At 61.5% G+C, this 16,038-nt stretch carries 15 protein-coding genes; 11 read left to right on the forward strand and 4 right to left on the reverse strand.

Annotated elements, in window-relative coordinates; genetic code table 11:
- The first annotated feature begins 150 nt into the window (after nucleotides 1–150).
- The 3 genes from ACTAQJ_RS22360 (at nucleotide 151) to ACTAQJ_RS22370 (ending at nucleotide 4,855) form a co-directional block, all read left to right on the forward strand.
- Complete coding sequence (locus ACTAQJ_RS22360) at nucleotides 151–2,574, forward strand: S8 family serine peptidase (protein WP_498699507.1); 2,424 nt, start codon at nucleotides 151–153, stop codon at nucleotides 2,572–2,574.
- A gap of 107 nt (nucleotides 2,575–2,681) precedes the next feature.
- Nucleotides 2,682–3,569, forward strand: coding sequence for an MBL fold metallo-hydrolase (locus tag ACTAQJ_RS22365; RefSeq protein WP_498699508.1), 888 nt, complete (start codon nucleotides 2,682–2,684; stop codon nucleotides 3,567–3,569).
- Between the two features lie 116 nt (nucleotides 3,570–3,685).
- Nucleotides 3,686–4,855 carry a hypothetical protein gene (locus ACTAQJ_RS22370; RefSeq protein WP_498699510.1) on the forward strand — a complete coding sequence of 390 codons (1,170 nt, stop codon included), beginning with the start codon at nucleotides 3,686–3,688 and terminating at the stop codon, nucleotides 4,853–4,855.
- 82 nt (nucleotides 4,856–4,937) lie between these two features.
- On the opposite strand, the gene ACTAQJ_RS22375 is transcribed toward ACTAQJ_RS22370, so the two are convergent.
- Nucleotides 4,938–5,564, reverse strand: coding sequence for a hypothetical protein (locus tag ACTAQJ_RS22375; RefSeq protein WP_498699511.1), 627 nt, complete (start codon nucleotides 5,562–5,564; stop codon nucleotides 4,938–4,940).
- Between the two features lie 68 nt (nucleotides 5,565–5,632).
- Here ACTAQJ_RS22375 and ACTAQJ_RS22380 point away from each other — a divergent pair, with 68 nt between their 5' ends.
- Together ACTAQJ_RS22380 and ACTAQJ_RS22385 are read left to right on the forward strand one after the other, a co-directional pair.
- Entirely contained in the window at nucleotides 5,633–7,276 is a 1,644-nt protein-coding gene (locus tag ACTAQJ_RS22380; RefSeq protein WP_498699513.1) for a beta strand repeat-containing protein, read from the forward strand.
- Between the two features lie 103 nt (nucleotides 7,277–7,379).
- Nucleotides 7,380–8,597: an MFS transporter gene (locus tag ACTAQJ_RS22385; protein ID WP_498699514.1), complete on the forward strand. Its 1,218-nt coding sequence runs from the start codon at nucleotides 7,380–7,382 to the stop codon at nucleotides 8,595–8,597.
- Nucleotides 8,598–8,766: 169 nt separating this feature from the next.
- On the opposite strand, the gene ACTAQJ_RS22390 is transcribed toward ACTAQJ_RS22385, so the two are convergent.
- Nucleotides 8,767–9,177 (reverse strand): DUF6855 family protein, encoded by a 411-nt coding sequence (locus tag ACTAQJ_RS22390; RefSeq protein ID WP_498699516.1) that lies wholly within the window; start codon nucleotides 9,175–9,177, stop codon nucleotides 8,767–8,769.
- 106 nt (nucleotides 9,178–9,283) lie between these two features.
- Nucleotides 9,284–9,835: a hypothetical protein gene (locus ACTAQJ_RS22395; RefSeq protein ID WP_498699518.1), complete on the reverse strand. Its 552-nt coding sequence runs from the start codon at nucleotides 9,833–9,835 to the stop codon at nucleotides 9,284–9,286.
- Nucleotides 9,836–10,021: 186 nt separating this feature from the next.
- Between ACTAQJ_RS22395 and ACTAQJ_RS22400 the strand changes: the two genes are divergently transcribed.
- The 3 genes from ACTAQJ_RS22400 to ACTAQJ_RS22410 are packed head-to-tail and all read left to right on the forward strand — an operon-like array spanning nucleotide 10,022 to nucleotide 12,376.
- The gene (locus ACTAQJ_RS22400) at nucleotides 10,022–10,660 is read left to right on the forward strand and encodes a phosphatase PAP2 family protein (RefSeq protein ID WP_498699519.1); all 639 of its coding nucleotides are present in this window, start codon (nucleotides 10,022–10,024) and stop codon (nucleotides 10,658–10,660) included.
- Nucleotides 10,657–11,331 (forward strand): response regulator transcription factor, encoded by a 675-nt coding sequence (locus ACTAQJ_RS22405; RefSeq protein ID WP_498699522.1) that lies wholly within the window; start codon nucleotides 10,657–10,659, stop codon nucleotides 11,329–11,331. Before ACTAQJ_RS22400 ends, ACTAQJ_RS22405 begins: the two co-directional genes overlap by 4 nt.
- Nucleotides 11,324–12,376, forward strand: a complete 1,053-nt coding sequence (locus tag ACTAQJ_RS22410) for a sensor histidine kinase (protein WP_498699523.1) — start codon at nucleotides 11,324–11,326, stop codon at nucleotides 12,374–12,376. The genes ACTAQJ_RS22405 and ACTAQJ_RS22410 overlap by 8 nt, the downstream gene beginning before the upstream one ends.
- 5 nt (nucleotides 12,377–12,381) lie before the next feature.
- Here the strand turns inward: ACTAQJ_RS22410 and ACTAQJ_RS22415 are convergent, their stop codons facing one another.
- Nucleotides 12,382–13,134, reverse strand: a complete 753-nt coding sequence (locus ACTAQJ_RS22415) for an ABC transporter permease (protein WP_498699525.1) — start codon at nucleotides 13,132–13,134, stop codon at nucleotides 12,382–12,384.
- 146 nt (nucleotides 13,135–13,280) lie between these two features.
- Between ACTAQJ_RS22415 and ACTAQJ_RS22420 the strand changes: the two genes are divergently transcribed.
- From ACTAQJ_RS22420 to ACTAQJ_RS22430, 3 genes are all read left to right on the forward strand, one after another.
- On the forward strand, nucleotides 13,281–13,643 hold the full coding sequence (locus tag ACTAQJ_RS22420; protein WP_498699527.1) for a response regulator transcription factor: 363 nt from the start codon (nucleotides 13,281–13,283) through the stop codon (nucleotides 13,641–13,643).
- Nucleotides 13,644–13,937: 294 nt separating this feature from the next.
- Nucleotides 13,938–14,336, forward strand: a complete 399-nt coding sequence (locus tag ACTAQJ_RS22425) for a hypothetical protein (protein ID WP_498699528.1) — start codon at nucleotides 13,938–13,940, stop codon at nucleotides 14,334–14,336.
- Between the two features lie 60 nt (nucleotides 14,337–14,396).
- Nucleotides 14,397–15,941, forward strand: coding sequence for a signal peptidase I (locus tag ACTAQJ_RS22430; RefSeq protein ID WP_498699530.1), 1,545 nt, complete (start codon nucleotides 14,397–14,399; stop codon nucleotides 15,939–15,941).
- Nucleotides 15,942–16,038 lie beyond the last annotated feature (97 nt).

Below are 16,038 nucleotides of genomic sequence, written 5' to 3' on the forward strand. Positions count from 1 at the left end.
GTGGGGCAAATCCTCGACAAATCCTCACAAAAGACTTGGCTAAAAGGGCTGCCAACTCTGCGTACAATTTTTTGTGGGGGTCAGCTGGTGGTCTCCAGTTGCCCGCGACCAGCCTTACCGTGCTCAGTCGCCGTTCTAGGATGCCCAACCATGGTAAAAAACTCCCCAATGCGATCCTTGAGGACCCTCGGCTTCGCGCTGGCCACGCTACTCATTACCGGGGGACTCGCTGTACAGCCAGCAGTAGCGGGAGATAGCGACATCATCCCGAGCACCCCGCAATCACTCCAGCCGGCACCCGAGGCGGCCACGGACCAATTTGTCGTCGGGCTACGGGACAACGTCAAAGCAGCTAAGGCTACTGCTGAGCAGGCTGCAGATCGCGCGGCCACCAAGCTCGGAGTCGCTGCGAAGAGCTCGCACCAAAACGCTGCCGGTGGGCAAGTCATTAAACTCGCTAAGGCACTTTCAGGGACAAAAGCAGAGCAATTCCTGCAATCCCTTCGTGCGGATCCCAACGTTGCCTACGCCGAAGCCGACGACATCATGCAGGTGGCGGCTGATCCGAACGATGCCTACTATTCGGCGCAGTGGGATCTCTCGGAGGATTTGGCCAGCATCCGGCCGTCCGGGGCGTGGCAATACAACCATGGTGAAGGCGTAGTCGTCGCAGTGGTAGACACCGGGATCACCAGTCATGTGGAGCTCGACGCCAATGTACTGCCCGGCTACGACATGATGTCCGATGCCGCCGATGCCCGCGATGGGACTGGTAGGGACGCGGATCCTACAGACCCCGGAGATTGGTCGACGGCAAATGAATGCGGGGTGGGCAGCCCGCAGATAAATTCGTCCTGGCATGGAACCCACGTAGCAGGCACAATCGCTGCCATCGGCAACAATACTTCCGGCGTAACCGGCGTCGCCCCGAAGGCAAAAATTCTTCCAGTGCGGGCGTTAGGTGCCTGTGGTGGGTATTCATCGGATATCGCAGATGGAATCATTTGGGCCGCAGGAGGAGTTGTTACCGGGGCTCCCATAAATCCCAACCCCGCGCGCGTCATCAACCTCAGTCTCGGTGGCATCAGGGCGTGTTCTTCTACTTACCAAAACGCCATCAATTTCGCCCATAACGCTGGGGCGGCGGTCATTGTTGCTGCCGGAAATTCCAATCGCCCGGCGGCTGATTCCAGCCCGGCCAATTGCCAGAATGTCATCACCGTTGCCGCCAGCGACAGGACAGGAGCAAAGGCGCCGTACTCCAACTACGGGAGCGTCATTGATGTAACTGCTCCCGGTGGCGACATGGCTTCCTCGGCCTCGAACGGCATCTTGTCCACCTACAACTCCGGGACAACCACGCAGGGGGCGCCCGGTTATGCGTTCATGCAGGGAACGTCGATGGCGGCCCCGCACGTGGCAGGCCTCGCAGCGCTCCTTTTTTCGGCAGAGGGCCTTGTTCTCACTCCGGAGCACGTGGAACAGCAACTGAAGGAGTCATCGCGGCCACTTCCTGCTGGCTGTCCGGCCGGATGTGGCGCCGGTTTGATCGATGCCACCGCAGCGCTCACCACATTTGGTGGGCACCTTCCCGTGACGCCTGCGCCAGTAGTATTCACAGACCGGGACGGTACCTCGAACGATACCTACACGATTCCCACCTCGGCCGGCGTTGAATATTTGGTCGGCGGAAAGGTTATTACCGCTGGCACATACGCGGGCAGCGGGGCAGTGACTGTTACTGTCAGGGCTCTTGCAGATTATGCGTTGGTCCCAGCAGTAGTGGCCGAGTGGAAGTTCACCTTCAAGACCTCCGTTCAAAAAATCACCGATTTCGACGGCGACGGCAAGAGCGATGTCCTTGCGAGGGACAGCGGCGGTGTTTTGTGGCTGTACCCAGGCAACGGTTCCGGAGGCTGGCTTGCAGCCCGCAAGATCGGTGCAGGCTGGAATGCCATGACATCCCTTGAATCACCCGGTGACTTCAACGGGGACGGCAAGATGGATGTCATCGCGCGGGACGCGAACGGTGTCTTGTGGCTGTATCCCGGTAATGGTTCTGGTGGCTGGCTTGCTGCCCGCCAGATCGGTGCAGGCTGGAATACCATGGCCGCGATCGAGGCGCCTGGTGACTTCAATGGGGACGGCAAAGCCGATGTGATCGCCCGCGATGCCAATGGTGTCTTGTGGCTGTATCCCGGTAATGGTTCAGGTGGTTGGTTTGCTGCCCGCCAGATCGGTGCAGGCTGGAATGTCATGACCGCTGTTGAAGGCCCCGGTGACTTTGACGGGGACGGCAAAGTTGATGTTCTTGCCCGCAACAGTTCCGGCGTTCTGTGGTTGTACCCCGGTGACGGTTCAGGCGGTTGGCTTCCTGCCCGTCAGATTGGTTCCGGCTGGAACGTGATGACCGCTATTGAGGGCCCCGGCGATTTCAACGGCGACGGCAAGATTGATGTTGTTGCCCGCAACAGTTCCGGTGTTTTGTGGTTGTACCCCGGTGACGGTTCTGGTGGTTGGCTTGCTGCCCGGCAGATTGGTTCCGGCTGGAACGTCATGACAGCCATCCTGTAGTCCGCGCCGAGTTCACCTGCCACCGGGTCATTCCGGCTTCTCCCAGCTGCGCATGGGTAGAATCGAGGCCTGAACATCGCCGGATTGCACTGGATACGGAGAACTCATTGTCAGCTTGGCATGAACTTGGCACGGACAACTACGTCTTGGAGACCGAGGGGTCCTTACTCAACACCGGGCTTGTGGTGGGCAGTGAGCTCGCCATGGTCATCGACACCGGATGTGGCCCGCGCCAAGGCCGCGAGATCCTCGCTGCTGTCCGCGAAAAGACCCAGCTTCCGCTGGTGGTAGTGAACACCCACGCCCATTACGACCACTTCTTCGGCAACGCTGTTTTTGCCGACGACGGCGTGACGGAGTTCTGGGGGCACGCCAACTGTGCGGCAACCATCGAGCGGGACGCCGACAACCAGCGTCGCTTCGTAGCCACCAACGAACCTGAGATGGCCGCGGGGAAGGGTGACGCCGTCGATATCGTTGTTCCGAACGCGATCGTTGGCGACCAGCCCGTTCTGGTGGACCTTGGCGGAATTACGGCCACACTGTTCTATCTGGGCCGCGCCCACACCGACGGTGACCTCCTGGTGGGGACAAACTCGACGCTCTTCGTCGGCGACCTCGTGGAGCAGGGCGCCCATCCTTCGTTTGAGGACTCGTATCCCGAGGAATGGGCGGACGTCCTCCGGCACATCTCCGCTTTGCGTCACCGATACGAGTTCTTGGTCCCAGGCCACGGCAAGCCTGCGAGCGACGAATTCGTCAAGACCATGGCCGACACCATGAGCACCGCAGTGCGGCAGGCAACCCAGTCCATTCGCGATATGCCCAACGATGCAACCAAGGCCATCCCGGTGCTTCCTTACGGACCGGAGCAGTCGCGCTGGTTCATCAAGCGGCTCCAGGAGACCAATGCCCAGCACGGAAGGGCTGCTGGCGGATCCCTGGCAACTCCCGACTTTGGACCCGAGAAGACTGGCTTCTATCCTTCTTCATAAATGAAGGTTGCTTACAAATTTGTCATCTTGATTACTGCCTCCCCATGGACTATTGGGTAACACCAGTCCTAGGATGAAGTCGACCATCGGTTTGCGGCTACCTGGGGGGTGTCGAGATGAAGGCCATTCGCGTAATTCCGCGCGCTACTCAGATTCTCCGCTCCGTCATGATCGCTGGCGCCGGTACCGCAATTTGGATGGCATTGTCCGCGACGGCCGCCAGCGCCGATTCCGGGATCACCGATAAGCATTCGCTGGTGGGCGGAGTGACGTCTTCGGTGTCGTCAACCGTTTCATTAGCCGACACCGCCGGCAAGCAAACCAATAAGACGCTCAGTGCTGCAACGGGTGCGGTCAAGAAGGCGGCCGCGTCCGTTGCAACTTCCGTTGGGCCTAACCCTTCCGCGCCCGTGGTCACTGTCCCGGTTCCGAACGTCCCGCTGCCAGCTCCCGCCAAAGCCGTTGTCCCGGCGCATCCGATAACCGTGCATGTTCCTGCTGTAACCCCAGTGGTTGAGCATGTTGCGCACTCCACGGACAAGGTCGTAGCCACAGTCCCCGTGGTTCATCGGGTAGTGCCCAACGACACGGTTGGCAACGTTGTGGATACGGTGGTTAAACCAGCCACGGGCACCATTGACAACACCGTCGAGGCGATTGTTCCTCCGGTTAATAATGTCCTGGAACCGGTTGGCCTGGACCCCGTGACGGACGTGACCAACCCGGTTGTAGTCCCCATCGTTGAGGTCATCGACACTGTCCTCCCGCCTGTCGGCAACGTCTTGCCTCCCATTGCTGGACCCGGAAGCCTGCTTCCGCCGCTCTTAGGCGGCGACGGCGCCATGCTTCCCACGACGCCGGGTGCTGGAGCTGTGCCGCCACCCGCCGTCGGGACCTCACCAGTGACTCCAGCTGGCGAAGGTTCGGCCCTGGAATCCGCTGGCCTGCCCCTCGGGACAACCCCGCCCACCCTCAATGCCGACGCTTCACTGGCCTTTGTCCTGGCGCGAGGTTTTGCTCCTGCTTCACCCGGTGCCGTAACCGGCGCCTCTGTCATGGTCGAACCTGAGGCTCCAAACGAGCTGCCTGCCGACCCGGATGCGGCACCCCTTGGTGTCACCGGCGCGGGCTCGGGTACCTCACAAAACGGGCCACCAAGCCCTGCCGCAGCCTTCCTGCAGGGTGCGCTGATCGTTCCTGCAGACACACTTTCTGGTCCAGCAGCGGCCAGCAATGAAGATCATCCAAAGCCGGTTTCATTCGATCCCGGCTCATCTCCTGACTAGTTCCCCAACCCAGCCGCGCCTCTACATGCGGCCAGTGGTTAGCCGGACGATCCGTCATCGGACGTCTTTGGGAACACGACCTTCAGGAGAAGATCACAATGAACTCGACAATTCGCAGGTGCCTGATCGGCACATGCTTTGCCGGAGGCTTGATAGCCCTCGGCGGGACCGCGGCCAACGCGGCAGATACGACCAGTGGAAAGGACGGAACCCTTTCCGGTACACAGGTGGTGGCACCGGTGACCGCGCCAGTCAGCACAGGCGCTACGTCATTAGCCCTCGTGGGAGATTCCTCGTCAACCACAAAGGCACCCGCAGCCGCTCCGGCTACGGGGACAGCGCCAGCTGCCAGCACCAACGGTTCCAACGGCGTTGGCTCCGGGACACAGGTAGTCGCGCCCGTAACAGCGCCCATAAACCTGGGCTCGTCATCAGTGGGTCTGCTGGGGGGCTCCACTGCGACGGGCCCAGCCAAACCTGCCGCGCCAACTGCACCAAGCAGTTCGACGACGGCGGCTGGCACCAACGGTTCCGGCGGCACAGCCTCCGGTACCCAAGTAGTTGCACCGGTGACGGTCCCCGTAACTGTGGGATCGACGTCGACGGGTGTCCTGGGGGACTCATCGGCAACGACATCACCAGCAGCAACATCAGGTTCTGCGCCGGCCCAAGCGCCTGCGCAGGCAACAACGTCGGGGGGAGAAAGCATCGCATCCGGCGCTCAGGTAGTGGCTCCGATATTGGTCCCTGTTAAACATCGGAGCCACTGCCGCGGGTGTGGCTGGAGATTCATCAGCCACGTCCGGCGCACCCTCGAATACAGGCAGCGCACCTGCTGCCGCTACACCCGGAGCTACGACCAGCGGTTCGGACGGCGTTGCTTCCGGAACCCAGGTAGTTGCTCCGATTACTGCTCCGGTGACTGTTGGTTCGACGTCGGCTGGTGTGCTGGGTGATTCGTCGGCTGGCACTGCCGGTACTTCCGGTACTTCGGGCGCGGGTACGACGTCAGGATCGACCACGAACGGTTCTGATGGCGTTGCTTCCGGAACCCAGGTAGTTGCTCCGGTTACCGCTCCGGTGACTGTTGGTTCGACTTCCGCTGGTGTGCTGGGCGATTCGTCGGCCAGCAACACTGGCGGCACCTCCGGTACTTCTGGCACGGGTACGACGTCAGGGTCCAGTACGAACGGTTCGGAGGGCCTTGGCTCCGGGACTCAGGTGGTTGCTCCGGTTACCGCTCCGGTGACTGTTGGTTCGACCTCCGCTGGTGTGCTGGGTGATTCGTCAGCCCGCACGGCCGGTACCTCAACCGGTAATTCCGGCACGGGTACGTCGGGAACCAGCACCTCCGGATCAAAGGGCCTAGGCTCCGGGAATCAGGTGGTTGCTCCGGTTACCGCTCCTGTGACTGTCGGTTCGACTTCGGCCGGTGTGCTGGGTGGTTCGTCAGCCAACACTGCCGGTACTTCCGGCGGGACTGCCCCGGCGGGAACGTCGGGTGCTAAGACCAATGGATCGGATGGCGTAGCTTCCGGTACACAGGTAGTTGCTCCAGTTACCGCCCCGGTCACCGTTGGTTCGACGTCGGCGGGTGTGCTGGGCGATTCGTCGGCCAGCACGGCTGGTACTTCCGGTGGGACTGCCCCGGCGGGAACGTCGGGTGCTACGACCTCCGGATCAAAGGGCCTTGGCTCCGGCACTCAGGTGGTTGCTCCGGTTACCGCTCCGGTCACCGTTGGTTCGACGTCGGCTGGTGTCCTGGGCGATTCGTCGGCCAGCACACCTGGCACCTCAACCGGTACTTCCGGCACGGGAACTGCCTCAGGATCCAGCACGAACGGTTCTGACGGCGTTGCTTCCGGGACCCAGGTGGTTGTTCCAATCACCGCTCCGGTCACGGTAGGCTCCACATCGCTTGGCATCGGTGGCGCTTCAGTCGGAGGCGTCACGCCTCCCGTTGTGAACCCACCTGTTGTGAATCCACCCGTTGTGAATCCGCCGGTGGTTAACCCACCTGTTGTGAACCCACCCGTGGTTAACCCTCCCGTTGTGAATCCGCCGGTGGTCAACCCGCCCGTCGTCAACCCGCCCACCGTTGACCAGCCTGCTGGTGGTGGTGGACTTGGCATTGACACTGGCACCAACAATCCGGGGACCGAAATTGGGGGTCCCGGATTTGGCAACGCTGGCGTCGGGACCACCGGCGTCGGCGGTGCTCAACTAGGTGGCAGCGCGATAACTGCGGCCGGCACTCAAGGCGTGCTCACAGCGGGCCTTGCGACCGGCGTCGGGAGTTCCAACTCCCTGGCAACTACCGGATTGGACGGCAGCTTCACCCTCTGGGCACTTGGCCTTCTTCTCACGGGATTGGCGCTGTCAGCAGGCGGTCGTCGGAAGGCAACCGCTAACCGCATCTAGTCACCTGGACGAGGCCTAGTCTCGCGAGCAGTTGTTGCGGTTCCGGATCTTCGGAACTGCGACAACTGCGAGGCGGCTGGGTTGGCGTCCTAGGATGAAGGAGATGACAACCACCCAGGAAGACCAAAACTTCAGCCTTCGCAGCATTGCGCTACCGGCCTTCGGGCCTGCGCTGTTGTTCTGTATCGGCGAGGGGGCGGTTCTTCCGGTGATCGCGCTCTCGGCGCGTGATCTTGGAGCATCCGTGGCAGTCTCGGCGTTGATCGTGACGCTGATCGGCCTGGGGTCCTGGCTCTTCAATATCCCGGCATCGCTCATCACCATAAAGTTCGGCGAACGCTGGGCAATTGTTGGGGCAGGTGCTGTAGGAGCCCTTGCCCTCGGCGCGGCAGCTTTCGCTCCACAGATGGAGCACGGGATCTGGTTGCTGGCCGCAGCTATGACCCTCGTTGGTATGTCTGCGAGCGTCTTCAACCTGGCGCGCCAGAAGTACCTCACCGAGGCGGTCCCCGTCATGTTCCGCGCCCGCGCGCTGTCCACCTTGGGCGGCGTCACGAGGATCGGCATCTTTATCGGTCCGTTCATCGGCGCCGGCGTGATGCAGTTCGCCGGAATAAGCGGGGCATACTGGGTTGGTTTTGTAGGGATGATGGCAGCCGCTGCCCTGTCGCTCACCATCCCGGATTTGGTGGCTCCCGCTACGTCCGACGGCGGGCCAGTCGTTCCGGCGTCAACGCTGCGCAACGTGGCTGCTTCGCATGCCGGTGTGTTCCTGTCTGTGGGCTTCGGAATTCTGCTGCTCAGCGCTCTGCGTGCTTCGCGCCAAGTTGTCATCCCGTTGTGGGCCGACCACTTGGGCATGGATGCCACCCAAGCATCGCTGATCTACGGCCTCTCGGGTGCCATCGACATGTTGGTGTTCTATCCGGCTGGGAAGCTCATGGATCGCAAGGGACGGCAGTGGGTGGCGGTTCCTTCCACGGTGATCATGGGGACGGCCTTGATCCTCATCCCGTTCACTGGTGGGTTCGTTCCGTTGCTGTTGGCTGCCCTGCTGATTGGTTTTGGCAACGGCATTAGCTCCGGGCTCATCATGACACTGGGCGCCGACTTCTCGCCGGACAACGGAAGGAGCCACTTCCTGGGCATCTGGCGGTTCATCGCTGATTCGGGTGCCACGGGTGGGCCAGTGCTCTTGTCCGCCCTGACTGCTGCCCTTTCGCTCGCTGCTGGCGTCTGGGCCACGGGTGTCCTGGGCTTCGCAGCGGCAGCCGTGTTCGCCGTCGCAATCCCTAGGCTGAAGCACCGGCGGAATTACTAACTCCAAATCTTGGATGGGCTCCCGGGCGGCGTTGCTTCCGGACCCTGTTTGAGGCTGCATGCGCCACAAATCAACCCATTCAGGCTGCTCCCCGGCCGACGGAAGCTCAAAGTAGGTCAGGAAACCGCGCTTTTCTGAGCCACCCGCGCCACTCCTCCGGAGGCTGCGGTTAGTTGGGGATGGCTCGAACCATGTTGTTGCGTTTCTCGTGGGTCAGTTCGACCAGCCCGAGTTTTTCAAGCAGCGGCGGGAGGTACATACCAAAGCGGCCGCGGTATCCTTTGCGCAGCCCGTACCATCCGGATACTGGGTTGGCGGGATCCCGTCCCCATGCCTCGACGCTTCCCTCTGGTGCCGGTTTGCTTTCGTCGGCTGCGCCTAGGGGCACCCAGTCCTGCTGCTCACGGAGCCAGGTGGACAGATCCTCGATGGCCCGCAGGTGATACTTCAGGGTAGTCGATCCTACTTGGCAAACAAGGGCTGGCGGGTCTGACTCCGGGTCGCGGTACATGGAATACTCCGACGAGCCCGGTGCCGTGACCAGCACCCACGGGTCATCCTTCGTTCCTTCAGCAGTCATGACCAGTCCTTTCCCGCGTCCCCGGTTTCAGCGTAGAGGACTAAGGCTGCTGCGCCTACAGGGGGATGGCCCGTTTCCTGGTTTTGGTTTAACAGGGGAAATCCGGCTAGGACATTGGCCGACGGAAGCGCCAGAGCGAACGTCCCCGAAAAATCTCTGCCGCGCCGTATCCCAGGCCAAGGACAATCATGCTGCCCATCCACGCCGTCGACAGGAAGAGCAGGACCATCCAGTTCCTGTCCTCGACAGGTTTAAGCGACTGCCCCGCGACGACTACCTGTTCCCCAGCCGGGCGCGCCACCACCGCCATCCGCAGACCCGGCTCTGGCTGCCAGGTCACAGCATCGGATCCGGTCCGTCTTGCCGCCGCGAGCACGCCCTCAGGAAGGACGGGAATGGACCCATGAAGGACGGCAGTGCCGGACATCGGTTTGTTATCCGCCCCGTAGACAATGACGAAGACACCGCTGTCAGGGTTCAATTCCAGCGGCGGCCCAGTCGGCGCCGGGGAACCAATGGCTTCAACCCGTGCTGCAGCAGCAGTCGTCGGCGCATCATTCGCTGCGCGGCGGCCCAATTGCTGCAGCGTGACATAGGCACTTCCGAAGATGAGAGTGACGATGATGGCTGCGGCCAGCCAACCGATGACCCTTTGCATTCCTTCATCATGGGCTCAATCCGGCCGAGAAACACTTCTTAACGAGTTCTTAATTGCCCTCACGGAGGATTGGAAGAACGATACGTCCTGCCGAAGGGTCCCATGTTGCCGCAACCTACACCTCGCCCAGTACCCATACAGCGGCTGCCCGCACCCAAACACTGGCTGGTCGTTGGGCTCATTTTGGTGGCAGTCGTCATCGCCGTCGGGCTGACGGTCCAGGTCGTGCCAGGTTTCACGTCGGCTGAGCTGGCTGTGGATCAGAACTTCAGCCGCAACCATAACCCTGTCCTGACCGGTTTAGCCCTGGCTTTGAACCTGCTGTTCGAGCCTGTGGTGGGAGCGCTGGTGGTGCTCGTTACAAGTCTGTATCTCCTGCTGATTCGACGTTCCCCACAGAAAGCTGTGCTGTTTGCCCTCACGGTGGGTTCGGGATGGTTGACCTGCCAACTGTTCAAGGTGGTCATCGGCAGGATCCGGCCTGACCCGGCACTCTTGTTGGACCCGCTGGCACCGGAGCCGGTATCCAACAGCTTTCCCAGCGGGCACACGTGCCTGGCTGTCGCCCTGGCCTTGGCAGCGTATTTCGTGGCCCGGGGTACCCAAGTGGAGAAGCCCGTTCTCTGGACAGGAATGATCCTCGCAGTGATCGTCGGCTGGTCCCGTGTCTACATCGGCGCGCACTATCCATTGGATGTCATGGCATCGTTTCCGGCAACCATTGGCGTCGTCGTGCTGATGGCTGGTCTCTGGAACCGTCAAGCACCCTCGATCGTGGCCCGGTTCCAGTCCGTGAGAGACCGGCGCGCAACAATGGATTCGTGACCACTGCAACCAAGCCATCCCTGCTCCTGGTCGAAGACGACGTCGTCCTCGGGCCGCTCATCGCCGAACTCCTGGAGCCGGACTACCAGGTTCACGTCGCCGTCGACGGCCACGAAGGCCTACACCAGGGACTCTCGCGGATCTGGGATGTGATGGTGGTGGACCGGGGCCTGCCCGGCATGGACGGCGTCGCGCTGATTGCCGCGCTCAGGTCCAGGGGTATCGCCACCCCTATCCTCATACTCACCGCCCTCGGCGCAACGGAGGAGAAGGTCAGGGGACTCGACGCCGGCGCGAATGACTACATGACCAAGCCTTTCGACGTCTTGGAACTGGGAGCCCGGCTAAGGGCGTTGACCCGCAGCTACCAGCAAGAGTTCAAGACCTTCAGTATTGGAGACTGGGAACTGGACCCTTCTTCCAGGTCCGTCCGTTCCATTCACGGATTCCTCGCCTCATTGACCGCCAAGGAGAGTGAATTGCTGGCTACGATGGCCGCCCAACCGGACCACGTGTTCACACGGGAAGAGCTAATCAATGCCACCTTCAGCCAAGGTGAACTGCCCGGAATGATCGACACCTACGTCCACCACCTGCGTCGGAAGATCTCCAGATCGATCATCCGTACTGTGCACGGGTTGGGGTACCAGATCGGCGATGCGAATGACTAAACATCCTGCTCCTTTGAACCAGGACCAGATAGTCCTGCGTAGGGCATCCATGAGAATCGCTCTTCGCATCAGTGCCGCCTGCGCCGTTCTGGTCCTCTGCCTCCTGGCGGCGTCTACGCTCTACCTGCTTAACCAGTCCGGCAGTCCGGGACCGGCTGAACCCGGCGCCGTTTACGCCTATCTTGATACCAACGATCTGATCAAAGCCATGATCATCGCAGGGGCGGCCGGCATCCTGCTGGCCGGGGGCATTGGCTGGCTCAGTGCCCGCAGCGCGATCCGTCCGCTGGGCGAAGCGCTGGCCATGCAGCGACGCTTCGTCCAAGACGCGAGCCATGAGATGCGCACGCCCTTGGCCATCCTGGACGCCAGAATTCAACTGGCACAGCGTGGCACAACACCTGATACGGCAGCCGCCCAAGCGCTTGCCCGGATCCGGAGCGACACGTCTGCACTGACAGCGATAGTCAACGAGCTCCTGGAATCTGCCACCGGAACAGGACAGGAACCGGACATTGCCCTGACCAACGTTGCCGGCGTTGCCCAGGACGTGGTGGACAGCATCCACCAGTTGGCCGTTGACCGTGGCATCACAGTGGATTGTTCCAGCATGGGACAAGCGCAAGCGCTTATTGATCCTCAAAGACTGCACCGTGCAATCCTCGGTCTGGCCGAGAACGCACTCGTCCATACGCCAGCGGGAGGCCACATAGCGGTCGCCACCAAAGTGGCCAGCGGCCAGGCCATGATCACCGTGACGGATACGGGCCCAGGCATCACCGGCATTGACCGGGCCCGGATCTTTGACCGATTCGCCCGAACAGCCCATCAAGGCGTGGGCCACCAGCAACGCAGCTTCGGCATCGGGTTGTCCCTTGTTCGCGAGATTGCCGTCGCCGCTGGAGGCTCCGCGGACGTGGCCTACACGGGTCCGCAAGGCACCTCCATGAGGATCACATTGCCCGTGGCAACGACAAAGCCGGGACTCCCACGGGAAGGTGCGGCCCAAAACTCCGTCCGCCGTTGGCCTTCACGACGCCGGTAGCCGAATCACCTGTACAACGGCGCCGGACGCACCTGAACAGCGGCACGGGAAGCGATGATTGAAACGGCGGTGAAGGCACCGGCCGCCATGATTCCGGCCAGGACCACAATCTGGAACCTCCCGGCTTCAAGGGGTGAAACGCCGCCGAAGATCGCCCCGACGAAGGCACCTGGAAGCGTTACTAGCCCCGTGGTCTTCGTTTGGTCAATGGATGGAATCAACGCTGAATAGACGGCGCGACGGGCCAATTCCAACGTTGACCGGCGAGGTGTCGCACCCAGGGCCAACCACCCTTCCACTTCCTCCCAATGATCACTGACGGCCTCCGAGAAACGGCGACCGGCCAGAGTCGCCGTGGTCATGGCGTTGCCGATGACGATGCCACCAATCGCCAACACATAACGTGGAGTCAGCTCAACCGCGCCAGTGGCGAAGATGATGCTGAGCGTTACGGCGATGCCAAGACCCATGGATCCGCCAACGAGGCCAAGGGTTTTCAAACTCCACCCGATGCGCCGGGCAGCAGTGGTTGCAGCCACAGCAAACATGATCAGCAGCGCCAGCGCCACGAAGGCGGGACTTGAGATGACACCGCTGAGGATGACACTGATGGCAGCTAACTGAACTGTCCCCCTCAGGATCGCCGACGCTGGCGCCCACCTGTGAGGCACTTTATATGCGGTCAGCACTGCCGCGGTCAGGGCCACGAGGATGACGACCCCCAGCAAGGTCGGCCCCAATGCCTCGATCGTCGTCATCCGCTCAGCCTATCGAGGACATGCAGAAATCCTGCCCGGAGTGCTCTTTGTGCACTGCCGTATCTTTGTTACAAAGATTGACACCGTATTACTGATGACGTGACAAGCTGCTCGCACAGCAGGACGTGCGTCCAAGGGGGGTGGAAATGCCTGCAGAACGGGTGGGATTGGTCATAGAGGACGACCTGGATTTCCGGAGCCTTGTCAGTGCCGTGGTTGGTTCGGTGGGCGTCAGTGTTCGTAGTGTCGCTACCGGTGCGGCCGGCGTTGATGCCGCGCGGGAGTATAAGCCGGACATCGTCGTGCTGGATTTTGGGCTGCCGGACCTCAATGGGCTTGAGGTCGCGTTGCGGATCAGGGAATTCAGTGATGTGCCCATTCTTGTGCTGACGGGACGCACGGACGTTGCCGAAAGCATGCTTGCGGCTGGCGTCGATGATTTCATGACCAAGCCTTTCAGAGTGCGGGAACTACGGGAACGCGTGTTAGCTATTCTGGGAACCACCTGAGCTTTCACGGGATTTCCCCAGTTTTCCCCGAGGTTTCGCCCAGTTCGGGCCGGACCGGCGGGTGCGGCTGTTAGCTTCGTAATGTCGATGTGGTTTCCGCCGTATCAGGTCCGGCTAGTCCGGCCAGGTACCGAGCGGCCGCAGCGAATACGATTTGGGGGAATCGATATGACTTTTACTTCTTTCGTGTTGGCGGGCCGGACTCCATCGCAAACGCCGCCCGTCTAGACAGGGTGGCCAGGTCACGGGGTCCGCTCAGGGGCCGCCGGGCAAACCAATCGAAAGAGAACCAACATGCGCAAGTCTGCAAAGATCATCACCGCTCTGTCCGTTGCCGGCCTCGCCGTTGCCGCGGGTTCCGCGTTCACCGGTACAGGTGTCGCAACCACGGGCCAGGCATCAGCCGCCCAGTTTGTCGGCGGTACCGTTAGCCAGTCTGTCAGTGGCGCCACATTGACAACCATCGCTTATGGCTTCGATGATGCCGATGCCAACACACGGGTGAACAGCATCGACCTGACATTCAGCGGTACTGCCAATGGCCGCACCGTTGCCGTTACGCCTACCGGTGGTTCCGGGGGAACCTTCACCTGCACAGCGACAGCTTCCAACGCTTCCTCGTGCACCTTTGTCCCTGCCGATACGGAGACGGGCTACACGGGCTTGACTAGCCTCGCCGTCACTGTCAGCTAGCTCGGGTGCGGGGCGGCCCAAGACTGGGCCGCCTCCGCTCTCACTTTATTGGGGATCCATATGGCTAATCGGGCGGTACGGCGGGTGACGGGGTTTGTCCTGTCCGGGCTGGCTGCGCTGCTGCTGACAGTGTCAGCGGTAGTGCTGATAAGCGGCCAAGTGTCTGTGGTCATCACCCATGGCAACAGTATGAACCCCGTCTATTATCAAGGTGATCTGGTGATCGTGCAGCGCGCCTCGTCCTATGAGATTGGCGAGATAGCCGCTTACAAGCTCCCCGCGAAAAACGACGTCGCATTGCACCGCATCATCGCCGGTGACGCCTCGGGGTTTGTCTTCAAGGGCGATAACAACGAATCCATAGACCCGCTCACTCCGGGTGCTGGTGAGCTCACCGGTCGAGCAGTGTTACATATTCCCCAAGGGGGAGCTTGGTTGGAGTTGCTGACCAGCCCTCCGGTCCTGGGCGTCGTTGCGTTCGCCCTGATAGTGGGCGGCGGTGCAGCCACCACAGTCCGAGAACGGCGCAAGCGAAGGAAAACAGCCATGTCCCGACACACCACCGAGCTCCCGGTCAGGCCGCTCTCCGTTGCTGGTCTCCCGCCCACCCTGAGGGTGACTGGCATTGTCACGCTTGTTCTGGGGATCCTCGGTACTGTACTGGGCGTTTTGGCCTGGTCCGGCCCACTGGAGGAGTCATCGGCGTCGGCGGTCAAAAGTGGAACGAAGATGGATTTCTCCTATAGTGCTGCGGTTGGGAGAAGTGCTGCCTACGACGGCACCACCGCAAATTCACCGGACCCGGTATTCCGTAAACTTGCCAACATCGTTGACATCACATACTCCTACAGGGGTGATCCGGGAACCATCGCTGTCACCGCTGAACTCTCAACTCCATCCGGCTGGCATTCAACGCTGCCCCTTGCCGGACCCGCAGCCTTCACCGACCAGGAGTATCACGGCACGGTCCGGTTGGACCTGAACGCCCTGGAAGCGAAAGCACAAGCCGCCGCAACAGCGACGGGCGTAACATCGGCACCGGTGGCCGTCGCTATCACCCCGCGGGTGACCACGGCCGCGGGGGCGGAGTTCACACCAAAGCTGAAACTGAGCCTCACGCCGTTGCAGTTCGGCCTGGCGAACGACCAAACCGAGCTCACCGTCACGGACTCCTCTACGGTTCAGCAAGTCATAACAGCCCCCCGGATGCTTGGGTTCAACGGCTGGTCCATTACCGCGCTCACCGTAAGAATCATCTCCGCAGTGCTGTTGCTGGGAGCGATGACAACCGCTGCCATCCTGATCGTGTTCGCGCAACGAACCGCCCCAAGCGATGAAGCCGCGGCCATCCGCCGCCGCTACGCCGCGCTGCTGGTGAGGGTCCACCCGATTACGGCACCGCAGGGACGCCCGGTCATCGACGTCACCACCTTCGCCACCCTGGCCAAACTCGCTGAACGCTACGGACTGCTGGTCCTGCACTGGTCCCGCAGCGGAGTGGAAACCTTCGTCGTCCAGGACGAAAACATCACCTACCGCTACCGCCCCGGGGGCAATCAAAGCCCCTCGGAGACAGTCCAGGCCCGTTCAGGAGCCGACGTATAAACGGAAAGGCCACTATTGGTCCATCGATCAGATTAACGGTAACCGGGCGACCCTTTCCATAGTCGACGTGAGAGGAAGAAAAGTCTGCGGGACTTGT

This window comes from Arthrobacter sp. alpha11c, assembly GCF_054149985.1.

Excerpts from the sequence above, each read along its gene's own strand:
- ACTAQJ_RS22360 (WP_498699507.1), top strand. The coding sequence starts at position 151 with ATGGTAAAAAACTCCCCAATGCGATCCTTGAGGACCCTCGGCTTCGCG.
- ACTAQJ_RS22370 (WP_498699510.1), top strand. The coding sequence starts at position 3,686 with ATGAAGGCCATTCGCGTAATTCCGCGCGCTACTCAGATTCTCCGCTCC.
- ACTAQJ_RS22375 (WP_498699511.1), bottom strand. The coding sequence starts at position 5,564 with ATGCTTTCTCCCCCCGACGTTGTTGCCTGCGCAGGCGCTTGGGCCGGC.
- ACTAQJ_RS22385 (WP_498699514.1), top strand. The coding sequence starts at position 7,380 with ATGACAACCACCCAGGAAGACCAAAACTTCAGCCTTCGCAGCATTGCG.
- ACTAQJ_RS22390 (WP_498699516.1), bottom strand. The coding sequence starts at position 9,177 with ATGACTGCTGAAGGAACGAAGGATGACCCGTGGGTGCTGGTCACGGCA.
- ACTAQJ_RS22395 (WP_498699518.1), bottom strand. The coding sequence starts at position 9,835 with ATGCAAAGGGTCATCGGTTGGCTGGCCGCAGCCATCATCGTCACTCTC.
- ACTAQJ_RS22410 (WP_498699523.1), top strand. The coding sequence starts at position 11,324 with ATGACTAAACATCCTGCTCCTTTGAACCAGGACCAGATAGTCCTGCGT.
- ACTAQJ_RS22415 (WP_498699525.1), bottom strand. The coding sequence starts at position 13,134 with ATGACGACGATCGAGGCATTGGGGCCGACCTTGCTGGGGGTCGTCATC.
- ACTAQJ_RS22420 (WP_498699527.1), top strand. The coding sequence starts at position 13,281 with ATGCCTGCAGAACGGGTGGGATTGGTCATAGAGGACGACCTGGATTTC.
- ACTAQJ_RS22425 (WP_498699528.1), top strand. The coding sequence starts at position 13,938 with ATGCGCAAGTCTGCAAAGATCATCACCGCTCTGTCCGTTGCCGGCCTC.
- ACTAQJ_RS22430 (WP_498699530.1), top strand. The coding sequence starts at position 14,397 with ATGGCTAATCGGGCGGTACGGCGGGTGACGGGGTTTGTCCTGTCCGGG.